The organism is Nitrosomonas ureae, from assembly GCF_900108305.1.
GTDB lineage: Bacteria > Pseudomonadota > Gammaproteobacteria > Burkholderiales > Nitrosomonadaceae > Nitrosomonas > Nitrosomonas ureae_B.
In genome coordinates, this window is the sequence record NZ_FNUX01000004.1 from 70,134 (window position 1) to 96,442 (window position 26,309).

21 protein-coding genes are annotated in these 26,309 nt (G+C 47.4%); 12 read left to right on the plus strand and 9 right to left on the minus strand.

Annotated features, from left to right (window positions below; translation table 11 throughout):
* Positions 1 to 39 precede the first annotated feature (39 nt).
* Both C4S39_RS03850 and C4S39_RS03855 read left to right on the plus strand, forming a co-directional pair.
* Positions 40 to 927 (plus strand): hypothetical protein, encoded by an 888-nt coding sequence (locus C4S39_RS03850; RefSeq protein ID WP_103965731.1) that lies wholly within the window; start codon positions 40 to 42, stop codon positions 925 to 927.
* A gap of 367 nt (positions 928 to 1,294) precedes the next feature.
* On the plus strand, positions 1,295 to 2,206 hold the full coding sequence (locus C4S39_RS03855) for a hypothetical protein (protein WP_103965732.1): 912 nt from the start codon (positions 1,295 to 1,297) through the stop codon (positions 2,204 to 2,206).
* A 234-nt stretch (positions 2,207 to 2,440) separates the two neighbouring features.
* Here C4S39_RS03855 and C4S39_RS03860 read toward each other — a convergent pair whose 3' ends face one another.
* Positions 2,441 to 4,702, minus strand: a complete 2,262-nt coding sequence (locus tag C4S39_RS03860) for a bifunctional diguanylate cyclase/phosphodiesterase (RefSeq protein ID WP_103965733.1) — start codon at positions 4,700 to 4,702, stop codon at positions 2,441 to 2,443.
* 429 nt (positions 4,703 to 5,131) lie between these two features.
* On the opposite strand from C4S39_RS03860, the gene C4S39_RS03865 reads away from it, so the two are divergent.
* A complete protein-coding gene (locus C4S39_RS03865; RefSeq protein WP_103965734.1) occupies positions 5,132 to 5,821 on the plus strand; it encodes a Crp/Fnr family transcriptional regulator in 690 nt (229 codons plus the stop codon).
* 130 nt (positions 5,822 to 5,951) lie between these two features.
* Positions 5,952 to 6,308, plus strand: a complete 357-nt coding sequence (locus C4S39_RS03870; RefSeq protein WP_103965735.1) for a hypothetical protein — start codon at positions 5,952 to 5,954, stop codon at positions 6,306 to 6,308.
* Between the two features lie 126 nt (positions 6,309 to 6,434).
* Here C4S39_RS03870 and C4S39_RS03875 read toward each other — a convergent pair whose 3' ends face one another.
* Both C4S39_RS03875 and C4S39_RS03880 read right to left on the minus strand, forming a co-directional pair.
* On the minus strand, positions 6,435 to 6,749 hold the full coding sequence (locus tag C4S39_RS03875) for a hypothetical protein (protein WP_103965736.1): 315 nt from the start codon (positions 6,747 to 6,749) through the stop codon (positions 6,435 to 6,437).
* Between the two features lie 273 nt (positions 6,750 to 7,022).
* On the minus strand, positions 7,023 to 7,394 hold the full coding sequence (locus C4S39_RS03880; protein WP_103965737.1) for a DUF4156 domain-containing protein: 372 nt from the start codon (positions 7,392 to 7,394) through the stop codon (positions 7,023 to 7,025).
* Between the two features lie 190 nt (positions 7,395 to 7,584).
* On the opposite strand from C4S39_RS03880, the gene C4S39_RS03885 reads away from it, so the two are divergent.
* Entirely contained in the window at positions 7,585 to 8,172 is a 588-nt protein-coding gene (locus C4S39_RS03885; protein ID WP_103965738.1) for a LemA family protein, read from the plus strand.
* 15 nt (positions 8,173 to 8,187) lie between these two features.
* A complete protein-coding gene (locus C4S39_RS03890) occupies positions 8,188 to 9,117 on the plus strand; it encodes a GIDE domain-containing protein (protein ID WP_103965739.1) in 930 nt (309 codons plus the stop codon).
* Positions 9,118 to 9,217: 100 nt separating this feature from the next.
* Here the strand turns inward: C4S39_RS03890 and C4S39_RS03895 are convergent, their stop codons facing one another.
* The 4 genes from C4S39_RS03895 to C4S39_RS03910 all read right to left on the minus strand — a co-directional run bounded on the left by C4S39_RS03895 (position 9,218) and on the right by C4S39_RS03910 (position 13,939).
* The gene (locus tag C4S39_RS03895) at positions 9,218 to 10,711 is read right to left on the minus strand and encodes a CYTH and CHAD domain-containing protein (RefSeq protein ID WP_103965740.1); all 1,494 of its coding nucleotides are present in this window, start codon (positions 10,709 to 10,711) and stop codon (positions 9,218 to 9,220) included.
* A 54-nt stretch (positions 10,712 to 10,765) separates the two neighbouring features.
* Positions 10,766 to 11,584 carry a polyphosphate kinase 2 family protein gene (locus tag C4S39_RS03900; protein WP_103965741.1) on the minus strand — a complete coding sequence of 273 codons (819 nt, stop codon included), beginning with the start codon at positions 11,582 to 11,584 and terminating at the stop codon, positions 10,766 to 10,768.
* A gap of 42 nt (positions 11,585 to 11,626) precedes the next feature.
* On the minus strand, positions 11,627 to 12,640 hold the full coding sequence (locus tag C4S39_RS03905) for an isoaspartyl peptidase/L-asparaginase family protein (protein ID WP_103965742.1): 1,014 nt from the start codon (positions 12,638 to 12,640) through the stop codon (positions 11,627 to 11,629).
* 129 nt (positions 12,641 to 12,769) lie between these two features.
* Positions 12,770 to 13,939 (minus strand): L,D-transpeptidase family protein, encoded by a 1,170-nt coding sequence (locus C4S39_RS03910; RefSeq protein WP_258039270.1) that lies wholly within the window; start codon positions 13,937 to 13,939, stop codon positions 12,770 to 12,772.
* Positions 13,940 to 14,127: 188 nt separating this feature from the next.
* Between C4S39_RS03910 and C4S39_RS03915 the strand changes: the two genes are divergently transcribed.
* The 3 genes from C4S39_RS03915 to C4S39_RS03925 all read left to right on the plus strand — a co-directional run bounded on the left by C4S39_RS03915 (position 14,128) and on the right by C4S39_RS03925 (position 16,380).
* On the plus strand, positions 14,128 to 15,291 hold the full coding sequence (locus C4S39_RS03915; protein ID WP_103965744.1) for a hypothetical protein: 1,164 nt from the start codon (positions 14,128 to 14,130) through the stop codon (positions 15,289 to 15,291).
* 190 nt (positions 15,292 to 15,481) lie between these two features.
* Positions 15,482 to 15,811, plus strand: coding sequence for a DUF3467 domain-containing protein (locus tag C4S39_RS03920; protein ID WP_103965745.1), 330 nt, complete (start codon positions 15,482 to 15,484; stop codon positions 15,809 to 15,811).
* Between the two features lie 92 nt (positions 15,812 to 15,903).
* A complete protein-coding gene (locus C4S39_RS03925; protein ID WP_103965746.1) occupies positions 15,904 to 16,380 on the plus strand; it encodes a hypothetical protein in 477 nt (158 codons plus the stop codon).
* A gap of 180 nt (positions 16,381 to 16,560) precedes the next feature.
* Here C4S39_RS03925 and C4S39_RS03930 read toward each other — a convergent pair whose 3' ends face one another.
* On the minus strand, positions 16,561 to 17,535 hold the full coding sequence (locus C4S39_RS03930; RefSeq protein ID WP_103965747.1) for a cupredoxin domain-containing protein: 975 nt from the start codon (positions 17,533 to 17,535) through the stop codon (positions 16,561 to 16,563).
* Positions 17,535 to 19,244, minus strand: coding sequence for a multicopper oxidase domain-containing protein (locus C4S39_RS03935; protein ID WP_103965748.1), 1,710 nt, complete (start codon positions 19,242 to 19,244; stop codon positions 17,535 to 17,537). Before C4S39_RS03935 ends, C4S39_RS03930 begins: the two co-directional genes overlap by 1 nt.
* A 299-nt stretch (positions 19,245 to 19,543) precedes the next feature.
* Here C4S39_RS03935 and C4S39_RS03940 point away from each other — a divergent pair, with 299 nt between their 5' ends.
* From C4S39_RS03940 to C4S39_RS03950, 3 genes are all read left to right on the plus strand, one after another.
* Positions 19,544 to 20,743, plus strand: a complete 1,200-nt coding sequence (locus tag C4S39_RS03940) for an efflux RND transporter periplasmic adaptor subunit (RefSeq protein ID WP_258039271.1) — start codon at positions 19,544 to 19,546, stop codon at positions 20,741 to 20,743.
* A gap of 18 nt (positions 20,744 to 20,761) precedes the next feature.
* A complete protein-coding gene (locus tag C4S39_RS03945; protein ID WP_103965750.1) occupies positions 20,762 to 23,920 on the plus strand; it encodes an efflux RND transporter permease subunit in 3,159 nt (1,052 codons plus the stop codon).
* A gap of 280 nt (positions 23,921 to 24,200) precedes the next feature.
* Complete coding sequence (locus C4S39_RS03950) at positions 24,201 to 26,228, plus strand: integrin alpha (protein ID WP_103965751.1); 2,028 nt, start codon at positions 24,201 to 24,203, stop codon at positions 26,226 to 26,228.
* Positions 26,229 to 26,309: the final 81 nt, after the last annotated feature.

The following is a 26,309-nucleotide window of genomic DNA, read 5'->3' on the forward strand; positions in this document are numbered from 1 at the left end:
TTATTACCTTGACTTATCTATCTTTTCAGGAGAACTAAAATGAGTTCAGGACATGATGATTCATCCAGTAGTAACAAGTATTTTACATTCACCATTGAAAATGGTGCTGTAACAGCCTATTTCGAAGTTGAAAATGGAATAACCGAACAGGAATCCATCGACAACAGAGATTCGTTTGTGATCGATGGCACTCAAATCACCCACACAAAACAAACTTCTAACGGGCCTGAGGTCACTATCTATTCTGACACCGAAGCCGATGGATCTTACACAATCCTCTCTGGTAATACGGATGATGATCGCCCTGGTAGTGGCGACCATAAAGGTTATCAATTCACTATCAACGACGATAATGAAGTGGTTGAGGTATTTGAAATTAAGGATGGTGTGCCGAAACTTGATCTCATTGATGATGACGGTACGGAGACCTATGCAGTTAATGAAAATGGTGAAGTAGTGAGAACTGATGATGAGCCTGGTATCGGTACGGAAATAACCGTTTATGCTGATGCGGATGGTGATGGTACTTATTTCCGTGTTTCGGAACAATGGTCTCCCAGTTCACCAGGATCTGGTCCGTTTAAATTTGAAGACAGACTCGTCTATTCCCCAACTGACGGCGATGATCATGTTGGTGTGCGTGGAGGTGAAGACTGCCATGGCGGGCAAGGCGCGGATGATTTTGTGATTCGTGAGGCTGCGCATTTACGCATTGGAGACTTCAACTCGAGCGAGGATAATTTCATTATATTCGATACCGGTCTGGGTCTTATTTCAAAAGAGCATCTGCAAAGCTTTGTCACTGGTATTCACCGCAGTGATGATGATCAAAGTTTCATAGTGGATTTTGGTTCTACCGCATCAGTCACGCTGGTTGGCGTCGCATCTGACCAGATCAGCTGGGATGATGTCAGCGTATTGAGTTAAGTAACTTAAAAATTCAATACATTAGCAAGCTCATGACGAACGATAAAATTTGATTCCGCTCTGATTGAGCTTGCCGATCTGATAACGTTGTCAACTAATTGAAGAATATTTCCTAAGCGTTAAGCTGAAGAAACATTCATCCCTGCAGGGCTTACTTCCTGCTTTCCGGTTAGAGCCCCCCTGAATACCGATTTAAATGCCGCATTTTTTGCGACAAGGGAGCTGAATCTCTTTTTCCAGACCCTCAATACGTTGATCAGATTTCGTTATCAAATATCAAGTAATTGATTTATAATAATATTTAAAGATTTTTAATTTCAAGTCACAGGAAATTCTTTATTAGCGAACATTATAAAAGGGAGCATCTATGAACTACCTGTCACAAAATAAATGGGGCCTCAAACTTATAATTTGCGTATGTTTAAGTGTTTTGACGCTAATGACCGCTGCACAGGTCTTTGCACAAGACACGACAGCCCAACGCATCAAACAGCTGGAAAATACCTTGCAGGAAATTCAGAATGAGTTAAATAGAATCAAGGCGGAATCGGTGCAAACTACGCGGAAAGTTGAGCAGGTTCAGGAAACGTCGGCACAAACCACCCAAAAGGTGGAGCAGATTCAGCAAGCCAGCATCCCGGCTGAGAAAAAAAGTATCGATCTCGATGGTATGAGTCAAAAAAGGATCATGCTGTTTTTTCGTGGTGGCTATGGCAGAAGCGACGGGCATCGTAATGGTGTGTCGATTGAAAGCCGTGTCGCGCCGGTGGGTGCGCAGGAGCAAGCGGACCGGCATGCGTGGTATACCGGTGCCGGGTTTGATTTTCAATTGACCAAGGATACTTGGGGATTCATGCCCAAAACTGAAATTGATGCAGAGCTGATGTTTGAATATAAACAATATGGTCGTGGCATTCTGGGCAACGCGCTGGCGAACGAACCCACGCAGCTGGCGGGTGGCGCATATGATCCCCGGGGAGTGACGGTGAGTCAATTTACTTTGACCGCATCACCGAAAATTAAATTTAATCATTTTGCCGAATATAAAATCAGACCCTGGATTATTCCGGCCGGTCTGGCGATACACGTCGTCAGCCCACCCACTGAATCCATTACCGTACTGGAACCCGGCATTATGTTTGCAGGCGGCGTTGAATATAACATCTGGAGAGATTTCTTCATCGGTGCCGACGCTCGCTATCAGTTGACTGCCGGATCGCTGGACGGAGCAAAGTTTGGCGGCATGACTGTCGGTGGTTATCTTGGCATAGGATTCTAATACTAACCGGTAACAGTTTTGCTTTTTCGGGGTGAAACATTCCAATGAGCAGGGCTGTTATGAACGTTAGTAAAGCGATTGTTGCAATCACTTTAAAAGACTTCTGTGCAACTTTGGAAATTTCCCTGTGGTGACGAGGGAAATTTCCAGATGACATTTTTATATATTTGTTGCCGAGAGATTGCGGATTTTGAAGTATTTAGACAAGTGGGTTGGAAATAAGCCTGGAACAAGCTAATTTATAGGGGTGTTGTGTTGAAGAAATGTTTCAAAATTTTCTGTGGTCAGAGGTTTGCTAAAAAAATAACCTTGTCCGTAATCACAACCCATGGCAATTAAAAGCTGTTTCTGCGAATCTGTTTCCACGCCTTCAGCGATGACTTTCATACCCAGGCGATGTGCCATGGTAATCACCGCCTCGCATAAGATTCTATCGTTAGATCTGCTGTCGAGATTGGAAATGAACGATTGATCGATCTTGAGATAGTCAATATCGAATTTTTTTAAATAAGAAAGCGATGAATAACCTGTGCCAAAATCATCAATAGCCACTTGCACGCCGGCATCACGGAAATTTAATAGTTGCTTCACTACCAATTCATGAACATCGAGTAGCAAGTTTTCAGTAATCTCAACGATAATGCTGTGGCCGTCTAATTTTTGCTCATGCAAGTGGTTCACCCAATCGCTTATTTTGCTGATAAATTGTTTGGGTGATTTATTGATACTGATTTGAAAATTAATATCGTAATTGGCTTGCCACGCGACTACTTGGTTGACAGCTTGTTTGAATACCCAATCGCCTATTTCAGAAATCAGATTGGATTCTTCCGCGATGGAAATAAATTCTACCGGAAGGATTGTTCCTCTTTCCGGATGCTGCCAGCGTACTAGTGCCTCGGCTTTGTAGATACTGCCGGTTGTAAGTTCTACAATGGGTTGATACATTAAAAATAATTGTTGTTCTCTTAATGCGTGGCGCAATTCATAGGCGATTCTTGAGCGGGTTTCTGTTGCCTTACGCATATTGGAAGTGAAATAGCTGCAGCAATTGCGCCCATTATTTTTTGCGGTATACATGGCTTGATCAGCATTCTTCATCAGCATTTCCGCGCTACCCGCATCAGCAGGAAAAAATGTCACTCCAATACTCGCTGTGACATAGGCTAGCTTTGCATTCAAATGAAATGGTTTCGTCAATTCCAGTAAAATCATCTGAATGATTCTATCGGAACAGGGCTGGTCATTAATTCCGTTCAGAATAATAGTGAATTCGTCGCCACCCAGGCGTGCAACCGTATCGGTTTCGCGAACGCAACCATTAAGCCGCTTAGCTGCTTCTACCAGCAGAGCATCGCCAACACTGTGCCCGAATGAATCATTGACTTCCTTGAAGCGATCGAGATCGATAAACAGTACCGCCAACAACATGCCTGTGCGGGCGGCGTTCTTAATGTCATGGCTTAGACGGTCATAAAACATATTGCGGTTTGGTAAGCCGGTCAATGAATCATAGTTTGCTTGCCGCCATATAATTTCATCCGATTTTTTCTTATCAGTGATATTAGAAAAATTAATGAGATAGTAGCAGATCAAACCTTTTTTACTCGGCACCGAACTGATGTTTAACCATGCCGGGTATTCCCGTCCGTACTTGTGTCTATTCCATACTTCGCCTTGCCAATGACCGGACTGTTTAACGCTCAACCAGATTTTCTGAAAAAATTTGGTGCTGTGCCTAATTGATGTCACGATTGATGTGGGTTTGCCTATTACTTCTTCCGCGGTAAATCCGGTTATGCTATGCAGCGCTTTGTTAATGGAGATGATGATCTTATTTGCATCGGCAATCATAATTGCCTCGGTACTATTTTCAAAAACCTTACTGGAAAGATATAACTGCTCATTTATTTTTTGTTGCTCTAATGCAATGCCAATAATGAACGACCCAATCTGCAGTAATTTACGGTGAAACACACTGGGTAAACGATGTTCAAAGCTGGAGAGCGCAAATGAGCCAATACACTCGCCACCTTTGCTGCGTACTGGAATTGACCAGCATGAAAGAATATTAAAATCGATAGCTATTTTTCGGATACTTTGCCAACGTGGGTCATCGATCGTGCTTTCTATATACACTGCTTCTTGCCGGAAAACGGCATTGCCGCAAGACCCCGCTTCAGGGCCAGGACGCAACCCGTTGAGCTGCGCTATGCATTCTGCAGGAATACTGGGGGCTGCAAATACATTCATGCATTGCTTGTCTTTGTCCAATAACATGACTGATGCGACTGCATTTTCCAAAAGCTGCTCTATCAGCAGGCATATTTTCTCGCAGATCTCCTTGTAATCATTGCCTAAGACTATTAACTCAAGAATCTCTTGCTGAAACTGGAGAATCTTGCTTTGCTCAAAATTGGTGAGATCAAAGCAATCGGGGAGAGTAGAGATCAGTTGAGTTATATCCTTATTCACAGCGTCATATTCTCCACTCATTTTCTGCTATGCGGTTTTTTGCATGGATTGTAGGAATTCAAGAATTTTAATGTGAGATAGATTTAATTTATAGACATAAGTGAGTGTAAATTATACGTAAATTAGTCACTTGCTCAAGGTTTATTGATGTTTTTTTGTTATCTTGTGATCAACCGTATGATTATATGAATATTTATTATACTGTGTTGTATTTTTTTGTTAATTTGTGGCATATCGGGTTGTATGACTTCAAATTTGGAGCGCAACTTCTGCGAGTGCTTGGTATAACTTTTCTATGAGATCCCCTGAAGGGAGCGGTGCGATAACATTGCAAACTTGTGTGTGAAGGGAATTCATGCAATCAGGTAAAGGAAATTTTCCCGGTTTGTGCATTTTCCATTTATGGGAAAATGATTCATGGCAAGAATGGCATATTAACGGGAGGGACTAATGTCTTTATCAATAGAAAGCAGCAGCCTCGGATCAATAGATAAGTTTTTCGAGAACAATGTTAAGCGATTAATAAAAGATTATCCTTCAATCCAGGAGGTTAATATCCCAAACAAGGATTTCCTTTACCGGCAGGGAGACTTGTGCACGTATGTTTTTTGGATAAAAAGCGGTATCGTGAAGCTGTCGTATTTAACCGTGCAAGGCGGCGAAATAACCATTGCGCTTCTTAAAAGCAGGGATGTAATCGGTGATTTGAAGGTTGATAAGCAAGCAAGAGAAGAAACGGCGCAAGCGTTGGGGAACGTTAGCTGTTACCGTATGGCGTATAACGATTTCAAGGCATTGTTGCTGCAGTATCCGGCGCTGGCATGGCAGGTACTTGAGGAGACTTATGTCCGTAAGCAAAAAATCGAACATAAACTGCGGATTATTCTGACGCAACCCGTTGAGATGCGCCTTGCTGCTACGCTGTTGGAGCTGGCCAGGATGTTCGGCGTTCAGTGTACACATGGCTATGCGTTGGAAATTCATTTGACGCAGCAAGATGTGGCGGATCTGATCGGTGCCAGCCGTCCGGTGGTAAGCACTGTTCTGAATGATTTCAGAAGTCGCGGCATGCTCGAGTACACGCGCGACCAGATTTGCGTCAATGATGCGGCTTTGACTGATTACTGCGAAGCAAAGTAAGCGTGAAATAAATGAAAATGTTTTCTGGATAACAGACGCTGTGATAGTGCTGTATTAATGTGCCGATATGGTAACCCGTCAAGGTAGGTCGCCATACATTAATCACTCATTAATATCAGGAGCATTAAACATGAAAGTGATCTCACCGCGCATGCACGGCTATTTGGACTTTTTAACCGTCATTTTATTTTTGCTGGCTCCAGGCTTGTTCGATTTAAGTGATCTGCCTGCCTTATTGGCATACAGTCTGGCCGTAATTCATCTGATTGTGACATTGGCATCCGATTTTCCTTTTGGTGTCGTCAAAATCATTCCGTTTACTGTGCATGGCTGGATTGAACGTGCCGTTGGTCCGGCATTGATTGCTGTGCCTTTTGCTCTGGGTTTTTCCGGCGATGAGACTGCGCGGAATTTTTACATCGCAGCGGGTGTGGCAATTATTTTAGTTGGTGCGCTAACGGATTATCAGGGGCAGGTCAAAGACTGAGAAGTTCTACAAGTAAACGTTACGGAGATTCCGGATTTCTCTTGCTGGATCACGCTAAAAGCTGGGATATTTCATTCAGTTGTTAGCGTGATCTTCAGTCATCGTTGATCAGGGTTAGAGCGCTATTTATTTACTGCTGTCAGCACTATCAACTTTTTCTTCTAATGTATCGCCAGCTTCTTCAATTTCTTCTGCGGTATTTTCAATCGCTTCGTCAATTTCTCTGCCTGCCTGTTCGGCAGGTCCCTCAAACAAACTCTCAATTTCATCAACTTTATCAGATGCTTTGTCAATAATTTTATCAATGGTTTTTTCGCCGCTGTCGAAGGATTTATCGATTTCTTTACCCATTTTCTCGGCACCCCCTTCTTGCTGCCCCGAGCAGCCTACTAAAAGCAGGGATAGAAAAAACACGGAAAGGGATAAAATTAGTTTATTCATGACATACCTCGTTTACAAATGAATGGAGCGGGTTTCTGCAACCCGATTTACGAAATCTCTGAGCTGTGATACGAGACTCTGCTTACTAAATGTTTCTATTCTCTGAGTATTCAGAGTAATGATAAAAATCAAAGAGTACGGATCGAGACTCCGGTATGGTAACACTCATCAAATGCTTCAACAAATTTACCCGGGTCTTTATTTAAAGAAAATCAAACCGATCGCGTTTGAAGATGGGCGCAAGCGTGCGATGATCAGTTTCAATTCGTAGCTTCAATGACACCGGTAAGCATTTCCGATATGTATGATTTCCTTGTCGGCACCGGGAATTTCGTATTTGCCGGAGTTATTGGAACGGAGAATATGCACATTATTCCCTCCCAGTTTTTTCGTTTCATGGGTTAAATTGTTTCTGGCTTTGATCAGCCGCTCAGTATAAGACGCGGTTTCGTCTTCAGTTTCGCTTTCTTTTGAGGATCCTTTTACCTTTCCGAGTAATTCGCAGCCTTCAGGAGCGAATTTTCCGACTGTAATGGTAACGGTTTTGCCTTCTTCTGCTTGTGCATAAACTTCCACACAACCAATGATGAACAGTAAAACCAGTAATTTTTTGATTAATCTACAAGATGACTTTGAAATACACATGAATAACTCCTAATGCCTGGCGCCTCTAAGTTCAAAAGCATAGATAAACACGGTTTATCCGTCAATAGCCTTGATCAGGGGGAGTATTGCAGAGTTTTAGTAATCCATGCAATGAAATAAAGCCGCTACTTGCATCTTTTTAACTCAGATAGAGGTTGATCTATAAGGTATATTAAGTTTTGTGCAATTTATGGGAGGAGTGACATTGGACATTATTTTCTATATCTTTATCGCGGCAATCGCCATTGCTTTTGTATACGGTGTCATGCTCTATAACAGCTTGGTGGATATCAAGCATTCCGTATCCCAAGCTTGGTCGAATATCGATATTCTTTTGAAACAGCGTCACGATGAGCTGCCCAAGCTGGTTGAAACCTGCAAGCAATACATGGGGTTTGAACAGGAAACGCTCAAGCAGGTAATAGCGGCGCGTTCACAGGTGGCCAGCGCGCGGGAAGCGGGTAACATAGGTGCATTGGGTGCTGCGGAAAGCAGTTTGCGCATTGGGCTGGGTAATCTGTTTGCCGTTGCGGAGGATTATCCGGAACTGAAAGCCAGCGAGAAATTTCAGCATTTGCAAGTGCGTATCACCGGTCTGGAGAACAGCATCGCAGATCGTCGTGAGTTCTACAATGAGGCGGTCAAGATCAATAATGTGCGGATTGAGCAATTTCCCGATGTCATCATCGCTAACTGGTTTAAATTCAAGCCGCGTGATTTGCTGGAATTCAGCGATGCCGATAAGCAGGATGCCCATATCGGAAGATTGTTTGGTTAATACATTGTCTTCAGTATGATGACCCTGCCGGCCGAATTTTCCCCCGAAGAATTTCAATTGGCGTTGGGTGCGTCGATACTGATTGCATTGCTTAGTTTTTATATTTTTGCGCACAACTGGAAACGGTTACGGATCATTGAGGATACGCCAACCGCCAAGCTGCGTTCCGCGCATCAAGGTTATATTGAGCTGGAAGGAAAAGGGCAACTGGTTGATGATCAACCCATCTATGCACCGCTTTCGAATCATCCATGCCTTTGGTATCTCAGTCAAATCGAGCGGCAGGAATATTTTGTCGAAAATGGCCGTAGGCAAACCCGCTGGAATGTCGTGTATAAAACTATCAGCGATCACCGGTTCAAGCTAACGGATGGCGTTACCAGTTGTTTCGTAGATCCCAGCGGTGCGGAAGTCAACGGCAATGAGAAACTGGTATGGTACGGTAATACCGAATGGCCCACCCGGACGCAAGTGCTGGAAAGTCAGTCGATCGTTCATGCCATGACTAACGGCTACCGTTACACGGAGTGGTTGGTATTGCCAGGCCAACCATTGTATATACTGGGTCAATTCAGCACTTGGTCCGCCACGGGGCAAAAATCGGTACGGGACGTCATGGTGAATTTGATCAATGATTGGAAACAAGATCAACCGGCGCTGCGAAAGCGATTCGATAGCAATCAGGACGGCAATATCGATCAGGAGGAATGGGAGGTTGCGCGCCAGCAAGCACGGCACGAAGCGCAACAGATTCACGATCAATTGGCTTTGGAGCCGGATACGAACACCATTGCAAAACCGGCTAACACGGCACAGCCTTTTATTATATCGGTATATCCTCAAGCGTTATTGGTGCGGAAATATCGCAATAGCGCCTTCATCGCTTTGGCAGGGTGCATGGCATCACTCTACGCTGCCATATGGTTATTACACCTGTATGGATGACATGGAATAAGTTTGTTGAGCATGTGCTTTGCCATTCAGATTCAGAATTCTCTCAGTACGATTCTGAGCGGTTGACATACGAATTTTGACAGGCTCTACTCTAGCGCCAAAATAATTTGGATCGCGCAAGCCGTTGCCAGAGAGCGGCGGGTACATGCGCGTGCTGCGCAGCCGAGGATTCCAAAATACCGCTAAGCCGGCCCAGCTCAAAACCAAGTGAAGCCGTTTTTCTCGGAAGCTTGTGGAGCAATCGCTGGCCGATAACCCGATCGTTGATATATCCCAATTCATTCTGGAATGCCGCTAAAGCGGCAATGAAATGATTGGCGCGCTTGCCATAGATGGGTGCAAAAGCATCAGCTACGTAACGTAATTTTTTGGCGGCGATGCGTGCCTTATGGCGTTTGCTGGCATTCAATTTGGCGAAGCCGTGGCAGCTTTTGCATAGTTTCTCCCAGCGCTTGTCGAGAATTGCTTTGGTCCATGTTTTTACCTCCTGCTGCCAGGTTTCAGCCGGTGTGGCCGATAACAATCCGCGACCGATATCGAGTACGAGCCGGGTGAATTCCGGTTTGCGCAGTACATCTTGCGACTGCTGGCGGACCAGGGCAGCAGTATCCTGCAGTAAGACAAGCGCAGCATCGTCAATGCCGGTATTGATCGTGGGTGACTCCAGAGTAGTCAGAACTGCAGGCAAGATTTCCTGCTGAAATACATCCCAATCGCGTGCCGGATTCAGTGCTTGCATCAATTGACGCAGGGGTTGATCCCAATCGGGTATCGCTCGCCCTAGCGATTTCGCCAATCGTGCGCCAGTGTGCAGGCGGCGCAAGGCAATGCGGAGCTGATGCAGGTATTCAGTGTCGTGCGCGTTTTCCAGAAAGCCCGGTATGTTAGCCGATAATTGCATCAGCGCAGCCTGCAGGATGGCATTCCAAACATTTCCAGCTGACTGATTCTTCTCAATCATCGGTTGAATCGCCTTGACTGGAGCGGGAGTTGCCGCGCCGCTCAGAATATAGCCGCGCTCGGCTTTGCTGCGGGGCTCGACTTGAAGTGGCACGCGCTCCAGCAATTGCATTGCCACATCGAAGAGAAATTCCGGGGTTCCCGATTTGAGTTCTATTTCCACTTCGCAAATGTCGCTGGAGACGTCATTGGCGTAGATGTTTCCATTGTCGAGAGCTACTTCGGCTTGTGTTTGTTCGCCTTCAATTTGCCAGGTGGTGCGCTGAAACTCGGTGGTAAATACCGGCATGATGCGTTTGAGTTTGATACCGGCGAGCAGATCCAGGGCTATGGGTGGTAATGCGGAGAAATCCGGATGTTTGCCGTCAGTGACGGTTATCTCCCATTCGGGACGGTTTGTCAATGCGCCAACCGATTGTGTTTCGGCTTTTAGCGTCTGAATCCATCGGTTATTCACATAGCGCAGGCGCAAGGCTATGCCGCGCCGCATAAGATCGAATTTTGCGGTATCGAAATAAATGCTGAGTAGCGGGTGTTGTACCGGAGTGATTTTATTTAATAAAGGATGGCGCCGGAATTGTGTTCGATGACGCGGGTGCAGAGCCAGTTTTAGTTCGATTTCCATGGCGGATTCCTTGGTTTGAATATCCTGTGCTGCTGCGCTTGAGAAAACGCGCGATTATTCGATCTTTAATGTATCAAAGTCGATGTCTGCGGGAGCCGGGGGTGTTTTTAACTTCATGTCTTCCAGTGCTTGCACGACACGATCGGCGATGATCAGATTGCGATACCATTTATGGTTGGCCGGTATGATATACCAGGGTGAGGCATCGGTACTGGTAGCCGCCAGCATGGCTTCGAACGCACTTTGATAATTTTCCCATAATTTACGCTCTTCCAGATCTCCGGTGTTAAACTTCCAGCGTTTCTCCAGATTGTTGATGCGCTCCTCAAGGCGTTCCTTCTGCTCATCTTTTGAAATATGCAGAAAAAATTTCAGAATGACCGTGCCACTTTCGGATAACAATTCCTCGAATTCTCTGATTTGCCCGAAACGCTGCTTTACCACTTTATCCGGAATCAAGCCATGTACGCGGGTAATCAATACGTCTTCATAATGCGACCGGTTGAAAATGCCGATCTGCCCTTTGGCGGGCGCTTTTTGATGCACGCGCCACAAAAAATCATGGCCGAGCTCTTCGGCGGATGGTGTCTTGAACGTTACCACCCTGCATCCTTGTGGATTGACACCTGACATCACACTCTTGATCGTGCCGTCTTTTCCGCTGGTATCCATCCCTTGCAGTACGATCAATAACGCCCGGTCGCCGTTGGCATACAAGCGCTCCTGCAGCTCGCTTAGATTACCGGTCAATTTTTCCGTGACGGCTTTGGCTTCCTCCTTGCCTTGTTCGGTTTTTTCATAACTGCCGGTATCGTCGGGATCGCATTGCGATAACTGGAGCTTGTTGCCGGGTTTTATTTTGTAGTTTTTCATTTTAATGGATTCTTTGTCTGTCAATTTGGAAATATTTGATTGTTAATTATGAGAGTTCTCTTGTGATATTTCATTTCCAGCATAACTCCCAATCCACGCCACCCCATCATTGCCGATAGTGCCGCGGTACATGCCTTTGGTGTTGAATCGCATTGTATAACGGCCTTTTGCATCGAGAACGATCAAGCCGCCATCGCCACCGATAGCGGCGATTTCTTCCAATACACTATCAGCTGCCTCGACAATCGGGGTACGTAATAACTGAACCCGCGCTGCCGTGTTGAATGCAGCCGCAGTGCGAATGAACGTTTCTCCGGTGCCGGTTGCGGATACCGCGACTGATCGGTTATCCGCATAAGTTCCGGCGCCGATGATGGGGGAATCTCCGACGCGTCCAAAGCGTTTGTTGGTGAGTCCGCCGGTTGATGTGCCGGCCGCAAGATGGCCATAACGATCCAATGCGACAGCGCCAACCGTTCCGCGTTTTTCATCCGTGCCAGGTTGCAGTGTGTCGATATTGATATCATGATCGCGCAGTACGCGTTCTTCGGCAATCGCTTTTTGCAATTGCTTCCAGCGGAATTCTGTATGGAAATAGGATGGATCGACGATTTCCAGTCCTTGTTCGGCTGCAAAGGTTTCGGCACCTTGGCCGATCAGCATGACATGGGCGCTTCGGGTCATTACCGCTTGTGCGGCACGAATCGGATTGCGAATTGTGGTGACAGCAGCAACGGCGCCTGCCATACGTGTGGCGCCATCCATGAGCGATGCATCCAGCTCATTGCGGCCCGCATGCGTGAATACTGCGCCTTTGCCTGCATTGAACAAGGGCGAGTCTTCCATGACCACGATGGCTGCGATTACGGCATCAACGCTGCTGCCTCCCGCCTTAAGTACGGCATAACCAGCAGTCAGTGATTGTGCAAGCACTTGCGTATACGCTTGCTCGCGCTCTGTGGTCAGTTTGCCGCGCTCAATCGTACCGGCGCCACCGTGAATCACCAGACGGATCGGCAGTGTGTCAGCTTGAGTCAGGTTTGATTGTAAATTCATCGATCAGCAGAATCAGAACGTACCTCAGTTCCCTCAAGCTAATTGGGAGCGTTTGCGCAATCTGGATTCAAAAGATAATTTCCATGTTTTGGGTATTCAGGGATTGATAAAAATAGCAGCATAGCAATGCTATCGCGTCCGCACTTCTTCTTTATCAGCCATTTCCAGGACTGTAGCTGCCGTTAATTGTCTATCCATGCTACCGTCCCAGGTAGCATTGAACGGTAGTGTATTTTGCACGCGTTTTGCGAGATCGAGATAGGCTTGCAGCGTTAAATCAGTTTGTGTGACCGGTGTTGCAATTGCACGCGGATTCTGCAGGATTTCATTGAGCAGCGCTTGATTGATGCGGGTCTGAGACCGTGAATCGAGCTTCGCTTTGGACGAAGAGCGTGCGGTGCTGAATGAATTTTTAAGCAATAGGCTGTGATTACGCTTGTCGTCTTCCAAAATGGGATAGCTTTGCAAATATAGCGTGTTCTCACGCCAGCCAAGCAAATGCGGTTGATTGACGACGCGAACCGGTGTACCTACTGGAACATCGTTATAAATTAAGGCGATATCTTCCGGGTACATGCGCACACAGCCGTGACTGCCGCGCAAGCCAATGCTCGGCGGTTTGTCGGTGCCATGAATCGCATAACTTGGCCACGCAAGTCTGAGAACATGCGCTCCCATCGGGTTATCGGGACCTGGCGGTACGATAGCGGGGAGTGGATTGCCGTTTTTGGCATATTCTTTCCGGATGGAGGGTGTCGGTATCCAGCTGGGATTCTTGTTTTTGGCTGTAATCCGTGTCATGCCTTCCGGCGTTTTCCATTCCACGCGCCCGATTCCGACCGGGTGCGTAATGACTCTTTGCGGCTCGCCCGGTTTGGTTTGTGGAAAATAAAACAGCCGCATTGCAGCAAGATTGATCACAATCCCTTGACGCGGGGCATCCGGTAACACGAACTGGGTCGGAATAACGACTTTTGTGCCTGCTTTGGGTAACCAGGGGTCGATTTGGGGATTAGCGCTGACGATTTCTTCATAACCCAGGTTGAAACGCCGGGCGATATCGGAAAGTGTATCGTCCTCGCGGGCAGTGATGATTTGTAATTTACCGACCACATCTTCACGGGCGGAATCGAAACTGTATTCATGGCTCGCAATGGGCATGGGCAAGGACCGAACCACTGGATTGGCTGATTCCGTCGGTTGGGTTAGAAATGATTGGCAGCCGGTCAAGAAGAAAAAACCGCCGATAAAACCGTATCTCAGAATATAATGCAGCAATGGTGAAAGTGTTTTGGTCATTCGGATCATGAAAGTCAAGAAACAATAAAATCATCAATGACTCGTCAATTTACAGGTTTTTTCCTCATGGCTCAATCATTCTGCTGATCAATGGGAATTTCGCTGACTAAAAGACAACAGTATAAAAATAAAATATTTTCCGGAAATATTCGCAAGCTATCCGGAAAATGCGCTTAACAGGATTACAAATGCATCATCAATCCGATTTATTTTCCAATGAGATCAAAGATACTCAGCGGCAAAACCCAGGTAATTCTGTGAATGCGCTCAAAATGACGGCGCAACATGATCAACTGTCGCCAGGTCAGCAGCGTTTTAACCGGCTACTGGAGCGCATCGATAAATTGAAAGTACAACTGATCGAAGTGCAGGTGATGCGCGATGCGCATCGCCCCATGTACCACCGGATACTGACGCCACTGCGTGAGCGCCATAGCACGTGCGTGCGCGAAATGGTGTTTCTGCTGGATAACCGATTGCAGCGTAAAGGTTTAAGTGTTCAGCAGGAACGCATCGCTGCGGCCATACTGTGCAATCTCAGCATGCAGTTAATTGCTCAAGGAGATGAAGAAATGAAAGCGCTGCATGACAAGCACAGCAGCGAAAGTCTGGCGCAGAAGGAGCAATCTGCCATGATGGATATGCGTGAAATGATGGAAGACATGCTGGGTGAACCGTTGACCGATGACGAATCATTGGAAACCGCGCAGGATGTGTTCAGAGCCGGCATGGAGCGCTTGCGTGAAGTGGAAGCTGCCGAGCAGGAAGCGCGGCAACAGGCCCGGACCCGGAAAAGAAGCCCCAGCGCTGCTCAGCTTCAAGCCAAGGCCGATCAGGAGGTGGCAGAAACCACGTTGCGCAAGGTCTTTCGTCAACTAGTGAGTGCCTTGCATCCTGATCGTGCCAGTGATTCGGATGAATGTGACCGGAAGACAATACTCATGAGCGAAGCCAATGCCGCTTACGATCGTCGTGATTTAGTGACCCTGTTACAGATCCAACTGCGTGCTGAATTAACCGACACCGCATCCATTGCCAGAATGGCGGATGAGCAAATTGCCGCATTGACGTTATTGCTCAAACAACAAGTCCGGGAACTGGAAAGCGAACTGGAGCAGCAGCGTCATGCTGTACGTCAGGAATTTGACCTCAAGTCCTATGAGACGGTGAGCGTGGCTAACCTTAATCGCAGTCTCAGGGTCGAAGAATCGTCTCTGGAAAGAAACTTGATCACAATGCGGCAGGATTTGCAGCAACTGACCGATGACAAGTTCTTCAAGCGCTGGTTAAAAGATCAAAAGCGCTTATCCAGGGAGCCTCGGGTCGATATTTTTGATGATTGGCAGTATTGAATTTTCTCGATACATCGTTGCAGTCCAAAGTGCCAATCATAGGCGAAGAAAAATCCAGGCAGGGCATGCCGATTTTAAACTCTACAGAATTCTCATATTGATGAAATCAGGCTATCATGTTGCAATAGAACGGGATTTTTAACATATAGATGAGAAACTATAAGATTGCATCATACTTAGGAGAATACTAATGACGGAACAGAATGATGTGCCGGTCGAGAATAAAACGGAAGCAGCCGGAAATCAGGCGACGCAGATTAATGTCAGGATGCAGCAAGGTGAGCATGCCGGTCAGCCGCTATATTCTAATTTTGCTTCGATTCAAGGGGGACAAGGAGTTGTGATTGTGGATTTTGGCTTTCTGGATCCTCAGACCATGAATACGTTGAATCAACTGGTGCGTTCGGGCAAGAAAGTGCCGGATACCGTTGGCGCAAGAATGTCGTGCCGGATCGCACTGAGTATTGAAGCTGCACACAATTTGGCGCATCAGCTGAATCAATTGCTGCAAAAAAAATAGTTGGGGATTTTTACTATCATGTTTAGGTAATTGATGTTGCGTATTGATGCGTGGTTGTTTTATGTGATTGATATTGTTAATTGGAGAAACGCATGTCTGATGAGAAAGATATTGTGACTCAGGATAAAGATGGAATGACTCAACCGGCTACGAAGCAGATTGGTATCAGAATGCAGCCGGGCGAGCATACGGGTCAGCCGCTGTATTCCAATTGTTCGACTGTGAATGGTGGGCAGGGCGTTGTGCTGGTCGATTTCGGTTTCCTTGATCCGCAGAGCCTGAACGCTTTGAATCGAATGGCGAGATCGGGCGAAAAGCTACCTGATGCGGTCAATGTGAAATTGTCCAGCAGGATGGCAATCAGTATTGATACGGCTCATCATTTGTCGCAGCAACTGAATCAATTGCTGGGCACAAAGCTTTCGGCTGCCGTTGCGCAAGGTCATGAAAATACGAATAATCCATCGATGCAGGCAGGTTCAGGTAAGATGGAAGAGGGTGGCTTGGATACTCAGAAAAACGACGATAAGAGCGGTTTCCGGTTTCCCTGGTCAAAGAAGACACATTAATCCTTGTTAAGGGCGCTTCTATAAATTCAGAGCCTTAAGCAAGACGAGGTAAGCAGGCAATCCGCGGAAGTGGATACTCGCAAATATGGATTTCCAGAGGCGCTCTTAGGTCAATCAGATAATTTGAGATCTGAATTTATCTGATTGACCTGAAAGTAAAAACTGACAATAGCGTTCTACTCAGTCGTTCTTTTTGTGCAATGGAATTTTCTTAAACAGTGGTATGAGAAATAATCCGATCAGTGCACTAATCAGCATTATTCCGTAATTTTTCAAATCCGGATCGGAAAAATTGGTCATTTCCAGTGTCAGTAAGTCCTTTTCGGTTTTGTCAGAAGATTTATTGGAAACTTTCGGCAAGTCCTCAGCTTCATAGCGATCGGTTACATTATAGGGTGTTAAGCCTGGAATGCTGGGAATGTCTTTTCCGCCTTTCCCCACCACCAATTGTGCTTTCATGCCTTTTTCCATGTGATGAGAAATATCGCAGTGCACCAGGTAGGTATCGTCGGACCCTGGTACGATGATCGTGCCGGATACAGTTTTGGGGCCGGTGACTTCCAGATGGAACATGCCATATTTATAAAGATATTTAGGCAAGCCGTGCATCATGAATTGATGACGGATACTATCTTCGTTGATGAAGTGCCAGGTAACTTTCGAACAGGGCTTCACGTGCCACTGTTGCTGATCAAATGCGAAAGCGGTGCCTGGGAATTTCGCAGAATACTTTCTGCCGGCACGCACGGTAATTTCGACCTCTTCCGAAATGCTTTGGCAACTGCTGGGGAGTTTATCCAGATTTTGTCCCATGATCATGGTGCCCTCGTGATCCATGATGTGGTCGTCATCCATGTGATGATGGTGATGCATATCGCCATGATCCATAGCATGCGTATCGTGGGTGCTGTGATCAATGTCGTGATCATGCCCATGATCGTCATCCGCACTATGCTCGCCAGCATGATCGACTGCGGGACCGGTTTTTGTGCTGATGCTATGGCCGCTGTGATCATGCTTATCCTGATCCATGTCGTGACCACTGTGATCTTGTTTTTCTTGTTCGCTGGATTTATCTTGCTGTTGCGCAGTTGCATGTGTGTTGAACGCAAGAATACCGGCAAGTAAAAAAATGATTGTTGTAGTCTTAGCCATTATTGGTTACTCCCTTTGGGGCTTTTCAGGCGTGCGATTGCTGCTGTGGCGCTTTGCTTGATCTGTCCCCATCGGGAGAAAATCAAATAGATCAAAAGCCCTGCCAGTAAACCGTAAAGTACATTAAGCAGCAGATTTTGTGTCGCGGTATCCAAGCCCGTACGTTCACCCGGGGATCCCAAGCTCGCCCATTCATCCAGATCCTGCCAGATGGGGAGTCTTCTTTCAAAGTATTCCTTGGTGAAATACTTGTTCAAATCAATACCAAAATGACTCACCTTCGGCATGCCGTCTTTACCTAAATAGGATGTGTAGACGATCGAACTCATGCTGCCGCCTTCAGCCATGCCGTCCGTGGTGATCCCTTTTTCCCGGTGATCATGGATCAGCCAGTCACCTTCGCCGTAGCTATGTTTGCCATCATTAACCGTTTCCAGTTTCAGATCAAGCCGCTGCGCCGGTGCGATATCAAATACGTCACGCATGATCTGAGCCATCGGGTTGTGTTCCACGCCATCATAATGCGTGATCGTGGCATGATGGCCGTGCGTATGAACGGCGATCTGCTCGCCGCCACTATTGAGCAGCCGCAGTTTGATTTTCTGATCCGGTTCAACAATGATAAGCGATTCTCTGAGCGTATAAGGGAATGAAAGACCGTTCAGGGTAAAATAATCTTCGGTTGAGTCGGTAATGTCATAACGCCGGTTCATATCACGCGCAATGAGCCTGGGGTCGTTATGTTTCTGGATGATTTCCCCCAATTGCTTATCCATTGCATGGTAGTGCAGATCGTACTCCTGATCGAACTGTTCGCGCACGGCAACCGAAGGATGCCGCACATGGCCTGCGCCGATGTTTAACGTTTGCAGCCAGTTATTCGGTCTGTTTTCTTCAACGATAATCATCCCGGCCAGCCCCATCGCCAAATGGGTATGGGTTTGCACGTGGCAGTGGTAAAACATGGTACCTGGCTGGCGTGCCTGGAATTGATAGATGCGGCGTTCGCCCGGCATCAGTTCCACTTCACTGGTCTGCGGTACGCCGTCCTGGCCGCCATGTTCGCCGTGTGAAAATGGGTGATCAACGCCGTGCAGATGGATACTGTGCGGAAAATAATGAGTATTTTCCAATACGATTTGCACGATATCACCAACTTCAACGCGTATGACCGGCGAAGGTAATCTCAACAGCGGATTGGCGCGTATACTCTCAAAATTTTCAGTCGACATGCCGCTCATCTTGGGCGCGAAAACCCATGCGCCGGGCTGTATGCCGGGGGCAATATCAAAGGTTGGAAGCACGCCGGGGAAATCGGGGGTTTTACCGTTTAATTCCATGATTTCCAGTTTGATGATAATCCGATCGGGATCACCGTCGCCGTCCAAATCGTCGGTTTTAATGATGGCATCGGGCGAGAGCCCTGTTTTCATCAGGGTATCCATCGAGATATTGTTGGTTCCTTTGACCGCAGCTGCAATCCATGCGGGATTATCCGGACTGCAACCTGGGGATGCTTCAATTTTGACACCATCAATTTCCTGAGCCTCCCGCCATGCGGCAGAAATGATGGGGTCGCACATGGGTTCACCGGTTAACGCGGCAGGGTCAACTTTTACAGTTTCAGGTAATTTCAAGGATGCCTGAGCAGTTACTGCTGCTGACATCATGCAGAAAGTCAATAGGGAAAAAAAAATATGAACAGGCATATATAGCGCACCTTTAAATTTTATTTAGCATTAAAAAATAGAGTTGGTCGAATCATGCATATTGAGTGAGTGGAGTCAATTTTAATGATCAGGATCAATCTATATAGGTACAAATACTCAACCGCGTATCTGTAGACAGGTAAAATAATGAGGAATATCTTATCTTCATCTATGCAATACTTCTACATTGTTCATCAAGCTATCAATTTAGATATTATACAGAACCCTATTATGCTTTTGTGGGCTTTTCCATAACCTGACGGATGTTAAATTTATAATTTACCGAGCAAATTGATCGAGTGGTCATCTCTATTTTTTCTAATTTATTGAATTACTGTTTTTTTCTAACGATTCTTAAAAAGAAATGCGCTAATTCCTTTCGCTATGGATTGACATGCTTCCTGCTGGCAGGTTGTGGAGGCAGTGAACCGGATCAGTCAACAGCCGAAACGGATCCAGCCATTGTGGTGACATTTATGGTTGCTGAACCAGTCAATATGCCTATGAGCCTTGAAACAATCGCGCAAACTGAGGGCGCGAAAGAAATTGAAGTTCGTCCGCGTGTCGGTGGAATTTTACTTAAGCGCTTGTATGACGAGGGTACGGCGGTTGAAGCCGGGCAGCCGCTATTTTTAATTGATCCTGAGCCTTTCCAGAATGCTTTGAATGAGGCCAGAGCCTTGCTGCGCGAGCAGGAAGCTCGCGTATTACGCGCCCGAACCGATGAAAGTCGCCAAAAGCGGTTGCTGGCTGAAAATTTTGTCAGTCAGCGCGCTCATGAGCTGGCCGCAATGGATCTGGCGATAGAAGAAGCTGCCTTGCAAGCTGCAAAAGTTCGAGTTCAGCAAGCGCAGCTCAATCTTTCCTATACTACCGTCAAAGCGCCTGTCAGCGGAGTGACCGGGCGTTCGCAATTTTCCGAAGGTGCATTGGTGTCAGCCAATGGCAGCCTGCTGACAACGTTGGCGCAGTTGTCTCCGATTTGGGTGCGGTTCAGTTTCTCTGATAATGAAGTTGCCAGGTTCGGCGGGCATTTGAGTGAAAAGAATGTGCATAGCGTGCGAATGATTCTTGCGGATGGATCTGATTATCAACGGGAAGGCAAAATCAATTTTGCCGCCAGTAAAATTGATCCAACGCTCGGCACACAGCAATTACGCGCCACGTTTGAAAATGCCGATCAGCGCATACTGCCCGGTCAATTTGTGCGGGTGCGGGTTATCGCCGGGGAGTCGAGAACGGTGTACATCGTCCCGCAGGTTGCAGTGCTGAGCTCGGATTTGGGACGGTTCGTTTATGTCATTGATGAAGACAACGCTGTCGGTCAGCGCGCCGTTATCGCAGGTGATTGGATTGGCAAGGATTGGATCATTCTGGATGGACTAAATGCGGAGGATCGGGTGGTGATCGATAATCTCATTAAATTGTCGCCCGGTAAAACGGTTGATCCCCAAATACGGGATGCGGTGTCAACTTCGCATTTCAATGCGTCCTCTTGACAATTAGCGTTCCAGTTTATGGCTAGATTTTTTATTGAGCGGCCGATTTTTGCGTCGGTTTTGTCGATCATTATTGTGCTTGCAGGGCTGGCAGCCGCCATGCAATTGCCGGTCGAGCAATATCCGAGGATTACGCCTCCAACGGTCATCGTCACCGCAAATTTCCCCGGGGCCAGCGCCGAAACGGTTATCAAAACAGTGGCTGCGCCAATTGAAGAAAAGCTCAGCGCCATTGAAGGGTTGCTGTACTTTAATTCCAGTGCTGATTCGAGTGGCCGCCTGACAATTACAATCACGTTTGAAATTGGCACCGACGTGGATCGCGCTACTTTCAATGTCAGCAATGAAGTGAATACTGCGCTGGCGCGTTTGCCCGATGAAGTCAGGCGCAGCGGGATTACCATCCAGAAACGCACCAATGATCTGTTGCTGGTTTTCGCGGTAACTTCCCAGGATCCTCGGCATACAGGGCTTTTTCTAAGCAATTTTATTACCAATAATATTCTGGATGACTTAAGGCGTGCTCCGGGTGTCGGAGAGGCCAGAATTTTTGGCGCTCAGGATTATTCCATGAGGATTTGGCTGAAGCCAGACCGGATGGCGCAGCTGGGCATCACAACCAATGACGTCGCAAGTGCTATCCGCGCACAAAATATGCAACCTGCCGTTGGGAAAATAGGACAAGAACCCGCGTTGGCCGATCAGCAATTGGTTTATACCGTAACTGCAAAAGGCCGGTTATTAGAGCCGGAGCAATTTGAAAATATCATCTTGCGTTCGGACGGAGCGCGCGGCGTGTTGTATCTGAAAGATGTTGCGCGGATTGAATTGGGTGCGCAAGACTATTCGACCCGGACATTACTGAATGGACAACCAGGGTTGGGTATCGGTGTTTTTCTACGCTCCGGTGCCAATGCGCTGGATACGGCTGCAGCGGTCAAAGCCAGGATGAATGAGCTGAGGCATTATTTCCCCGAAGGGGTGCAGTACGTTATTTCGTATGATATCAGCATATTTATAAAAGCCTCCATTTGGGAAGTGATCAAAACCCTGGGGGAAGCCATGCTGCTGGTCGTTCTGGTGGTTTATCTTTTTCTGCAAAGCTGGCGCGCCACGCTGATTCCCATTATTGCCATCCCGATTTCCCTGATCGGTACTTTTGCCGGACTCTGGCTGCTGGGTTATTCGATCAATACCTTGACGCTCTTCGCAATGGTGCTATCCATCGGCATTGTGGTCGATGATGCGATTGTGGTGCTGGAAAATATCGAGCGTTTAATGACACAAGAAAAATTGTCACCCATTGACGCGTCGATCGAGGCGATGCAACAGGTATCCAGCGCCGTAGTGGCGATGACCATGGTTCTGGTGGCGGTTTTTATTCCGGTTGCATTCCTCGGCGGCATAGCCGGGGAGCTGTATCGGCAGTTTGCTGTAACGGTGGCTGTGGCGGGTGTTATTTCCGGCATTGTGGCATTGACGTTGACGCCAACCTTGTGCGCAATTTTACTCCGGCCCGCGCATCGTCAATCGTTTTTCTTTACCTGGTTCAACAAACATTTTGAACAAGTGCGCAGATTCTATGTCGGCATGGTGGGCCTGAGTCTGCGCCACTCGATCAGATGCGCGCTGATTTTCGCGCTGGTGATTGCAGGGCTGATGGTTCTGGTGAAGCATATTCCGGAGAGTCTGGTTCCTGCGGAAGATCAAGGTTTCGTGATTGCGGCTGTGGTCCTGCCGGATAGCGCTGCGCTGGCAAGAACCGTGCAAACCGCTGATGCCGTTGTCGCCGAGTTGATGCGCCAGGAGCCTGCGGTGATTTTCCAGTTTGCAGTGAACGGGATGGATTTTATCGGTGGCGGGAACAAGACGAATGTGTCGACAATATTTCTGCGCTTGAAAGATTGGTCGGAACGCACGGTCAGCGCGGAAGAAACGGTCAACAAGATATTTCAAGTGGGTGCCCAGCAGCCGGATGGTCTGGCGATTGCCTTTAATCCCCCGGCGATACGGGGATTGGGCAGTACCGGGGGGTTCGAGCTGTTTGTACAAAGCCGTGCAGGCTCAGATACTGCACAGTTGGCCGTGATTGTGAATGAATTTATGCAGGCGTTGAGGGAAGAGCCAAAGCTGGCGACAGTGAATTCATTTTTGCGCTCGTCGGTACCGCAATATTTTGTCGAAGTGGATGAAGCCAAGGCTATCGCGCAAGGGGTTGCCATCGCGGATATTTATGACACGCTGCAAAGCACCATGGGAACATTCTATGTCAATGACTTTAATCGCTTTGGGCGCACGCATCGCGTGCAATTGCAGGCCGAAGCCCCGTTTCGCATGAAAGCGGAGGATTTGGGAAAAGTCTACGTGCGCGCCGAATCGGGCTCGATGATTCCCCTGTCAGCCTTGAGCACAGTAAAACACATCGTGGGCGCGGAACAACTGGAGCGGTTCAATGGTCTGCTGGCGGCGAAAATCATGGGGAGCGGCGCCAGCGGTGTCAGCTCCGGCGAGGCCATTGCGCTGGTCGAAAGCGTTGCGGCCAGAACCTTGCCGGAAGGCTATCAGATTGCCTGGACCGGCGCCGCATTTCAGGAAAAAAGACTGGGGTCGGCGGCAATCTTCGCTTTCAGCCTTGCGATTGTGATGGTTTTCCTGATTCTGGCCGCGCAGTTTGAAACCTGGGCATTGCCCGTGGCCGTCATTATGGCGATTCCTTTTGCGATGTTGGGCGCATTAGTAGCCATTTTGCTGCGCGGTATGCCCAATGACATTTATTTTCAGATCGGCATGGTGACGTTGATCGGGTTGACGGCAAGAAATGCGATTCTGCTGGTTGAGTTTGCCAGTCAGAGGATGAAACAAGGCGTGGATACCGCACAGGCAGCGATTCAGTCGGCGCAACTGCGTTTTCGTCCGATCGTAATGACGTCGATGGCGTTTATATTGGGCGTGGTTCCTCTGGTAATCGCCACCGGTGCCGGCTCCGCAGCGCGGCAATCGATGGGAACCGGTGTTTTTGGCGGCATGATCATGGCCACCACTGTGGCGACTATTTTTGTGCCATTATTCTTCTCCTGGTTTGTGCGTAAACACGAACCTATACAGCCAGAGGATCAACCCAACATAACGCCCAAACCGCAACTCTCGGATAAACCTGAAAGGGATGCTCCCGATTGATGGATTGCATGTCAAAGCCCCCGGGCAAATAGGCATGGGCGCACATGAAAATGGCGCAGTGCCTTTTCTTCCCGATATTATTGCTAAGTTTATGAGTTATAATAATATTTATCAACTAAATCATCAATTTATCCAGTTTCGCTGGTGGCGATGAAAATTTTTAGTTTTATTTGAAAAATGATGCACCTGTGACTTATATCAATATTGAGCGTTTCAGAACTCTTTAATATTTAGCATAATGTTATTTTTGAGTGATCTTTTTTAGAAAGGAATTTTTATCATAGCAACTTTCAGTATTAATTTATCCAGTCTTAACGGGAATAATGGTTTTCGTTTGGATGGAGAGAAGGGCTTATCCTTTGGCATTTCAGGTTTTGGTTCCTCAGTCAGCAATGCGGGAGACGTCAATGGCGATGGCTTTGATGATTTGATGGTTGGAGATCTTTATGCTGCCCCGAATGGCCTAGGCTCTGCTGGTTCCAGTTATGTTGTATTTGGCAAAGTCTCAGGTTTTAGTGCTGCGATGGATGTATCCAGTCTTGATGGCAGCAATGGTTTCCGCTTGGATGGGGAGGCGGCAGGAGATCGGTTTGGCTGGTCGGTCAGCACTGCAGGAGATGTCAACAGCGATGGTTTTGATGATGTAATTGTGAGTGCTTTAGCGGCTGACCCGAATGGTGATGGATCTGGATCCAGTTATGTAGTGTTTGGCAAGGCCTCAGGTTTTAATGCTGCGATGGATTTATCCAGTCTTAATGGGAATAACGGTTTTCGTTTGGATGGGGAGGCGGCGTATAACTCCTTTGGGCGATCAGTAAGCACTGCCGGAGATGTCAATGGCGATGGCTTTGATGATTTGATTGTGGGAGTTAGGGGAGCTGACCCGAATGGCTATTATTCTGGATCCAGTTATGTGGTGTTTGGCAAAGCCTCAGACTTTAGTGCTGTGATCCCTTTATCTGATCTGAATGGGGAAGATGGTTTTCGTTTGGATGGGGTGGCAGCGAATGACAGTTCAGGTGCGTCAGTCAGTAATGCAGGAGATGTGAACGGCGATGGTTTTGATGATTTGATTGTGGGAGCTAATGGAGCTGACCCGAATGGCTCAAATTCTGGATCCAGTTATGTGGTGTTTGGAAAGGCTTCAGGTTTTAGTGCTACGATGGATTTATCCATCCTTGATGGCAGCAATGGTTTTCGTTTGGATGGGGTGGATCCGTATGGCTTCTTTGGCTTATCTTTGAGCACTGCCGGGGATGTGAATGGCGATGGTTTTGATGATTTGATTGTGGGAGATAGTGGAGTTGCCCCGAATGACACACGCTCTGGTTCCAGTTATGTGGTGTTTGGCAAAGCCTCAGGTTTTAGTGCTGCGATGGATTTAACCAGTCTCAATGGCACTAACGGTTTTCGCTTGGATGGGGGGGCTGTGTATGACTACGCGGGCTCCTCAGTTAGCACTGCCGGGGATGTGAATGGGGATGGTTTTGATGACTTGATTGTGGGAGCTAGTGGAGCTGACCCGAATGGCCCAAGATCTGGTTCAAGTTATGTGGTGTTTGGCAAGGCCTCAGGTTTTAGTGCTGCGATGGATTTAACCAGTCTCAATGGCAGTAACGGTTTTCGCTTGGATGGGGAGGCTAGGTATGACTACGTGGGATCATCAGTCAGCACTGCCGGGGATGTGAATGGGGATGGTTTTGATGATTTGATTGTTGGAGCTTATGGAGCTGAATCGAATGGCGCAAGAACTGGTTCCAGTTACATCATCTTCGGCCGCAGCGACTTTACCGATGGTAAGGTGGTGGATTTTCCCGGCACGCCTGGCGATGATATTTTTACAGGCACCAAAGCGGCAGAGCGCTTTAAGGGCGAGGCTGGCAATGATCGCATGATTGGCCGTGGTGGCGCGGATTCGTTTGAGGGTGGTGCGGGCAACGATTACATCCGCATATTGGGCGATGACTTCCAACTCGTCGATGGTGGTACGGGCACCGATATCCTGGGATTGGCCGGCAGCGGCTTTAATCTCAATCTATCCAGCGTGATCGATAAAATTCATGGTATCGAGACTATCGGTTTGTATGGCGTCGGGGATAATTCACTGACGTTGACCGCGCAGGACGTCATCGATCTGTCAGATACGACGAATACCTTGAAGATCAAAGGCAATGCCGGGGACAGCGTGACCGGGCTGAGCAGCGGCTGGACCGATGGCGGCATTCGCGGTAACTTCCATGAATATACGCAAGGGGATGCGGTGATATTGGTCGGATTGGCTGTGACGACGGATTTTCCGATAACCTGAACAGTCGTTCAATAATTGTTCATATTACCGTTTGAGGTTAAAAACAGGTCAGAAGGCATGCATTTTCTGACCTGTTTTTAC

Bases quoted from the DNA above. Each gene is read 5' to 3' on its own strand.
- C4S39_RS03885 (WP_103965738.1), top strand. From the start codon at position 7,585: ATGGGAGGAGTGACATTGGACATTATTTTCTATATCTTTATCGCGGCA.
- C4S39_RS03915 (WP_103965744.1), top strand. From the start codon at position 14,128: ATGCATCATCAATCCGATTTATTTTCCAATGAGATCAAAGATACTCAG.
- C4S39_RS03935 (WP_103965748.1), bottom strand. From the start codon at position 19,244: ATGCCTGTTCATATTTTTTTTTCCCTATTGACTTTCTGCATGATGTCA.
- C4S39_RS03860 (WP_103965733.1), bottom strand. From the start codon at position 4,702: ATGAGTGGAGAATATGACGCTGTGAATAAGGATATAACTCAACTGATC.
- C4S39_RS03875 (WP_103965736.1), bottom strand. From the start codon at position 6,749: ATGAATAAACTAATTTTATCCCTTTCCGTGTTTTTTCTATCCCTGCTT.
- C4S39_RS03870 (WP_103965735.1), top strand. From the start codon at position 5,952: ATGAAAGTGATCTCACCGCGCATGCACGGCTATTTGGACTTTTTAACC.
- C4S39_RS03910 (WP_258039270.1), bottom strand. From the start codon at position 13,939: ATGACCAAAACACTTTCACCATTGCTGCATTATATTCTGAGATACGGT.
- C4S39_RS03920 (WP_103965745.1), top strand. From the start codon at position 15,482: ATGACGGAACAGAATGATGTGCCGGTCGAGAATAAAACGGAAGCAGCC.
- C4S39_RS03890 (WP_103965739.1), top strand. From the start codon at position 8,188: ATGATGACCCTGCCGGCCGAATTTTCCCCCGAAGAATTTCAATTGGCG.
- C4S39_RS03850 (WP_103965731.1), top strand. From the start codon at position 40: ATGAGTTCAGGACATGATGATTCATCCAGTAGTAACAAGTATTTTACA.
- C4S39_RS03880 (WP_103965737.1), bottom strand. From the start codon at position 7,394: ATGTGTATTTCAAAGTCATCTTGTAGATTAATCAAAAAATTACTGGTT.
- C4S39_RS03945 (WP_103965750.1), top strand. From the start codon at position 20,762: ATGGCTAGATTTTTTATTGAGCGGCCGATTTTTGCGTCGGTTTTGTCG.
- C4S39_RS03900 (WP_103965741.1), bottom strand. From the start codon at position 11,584: ATGAAAAACTACAAAATAAAACCCGGCAACAAGCTCCAGTTATCGCAA.
- C4S39_RS03865 (WP_103965734.1), top strand. From the start codon at position 5,132: ATGTCTTTATCAATAGAAAGCAGCAGCCTCGGATCAATAGATAAGTTT.
- C4S39_RS03905 (WP_103965742.1), bottom strand. From the start codon at position 12,640: ATGAATTTACAATCAAACCTGACTCAAGCTGACACACTGCCGATCCGT.
- C4S39_RS03925 (WP_103965746.1), top strand. From the start codon at position 15,904: ATGTCTGATGAGAAAGATATTGTGACTCAGGATAAAGATGGAATGACT.
- C4S39_RS03855 (WP_103965732.1), top strand. From the start codon at position 1,295: ATGAACTACCTGTCACAAAATAAATGGGGCCTCAAACTTATAATTTGC.
- C4S39_RS03895 (WP_103965740.1), bottom strand. From the start codon at position 10,711: ATGGAAATCGAACTAAAACTGGCTCTGCACCCGCGTCATCGAACACAA.
- C4S39_RS03930 (WP_103965747.1), bottom strand. From the start codon at position 17,535: ATGGCTAAGACTACAACAATCATTTTTTTACTTGCCGGTATTCTTGCG.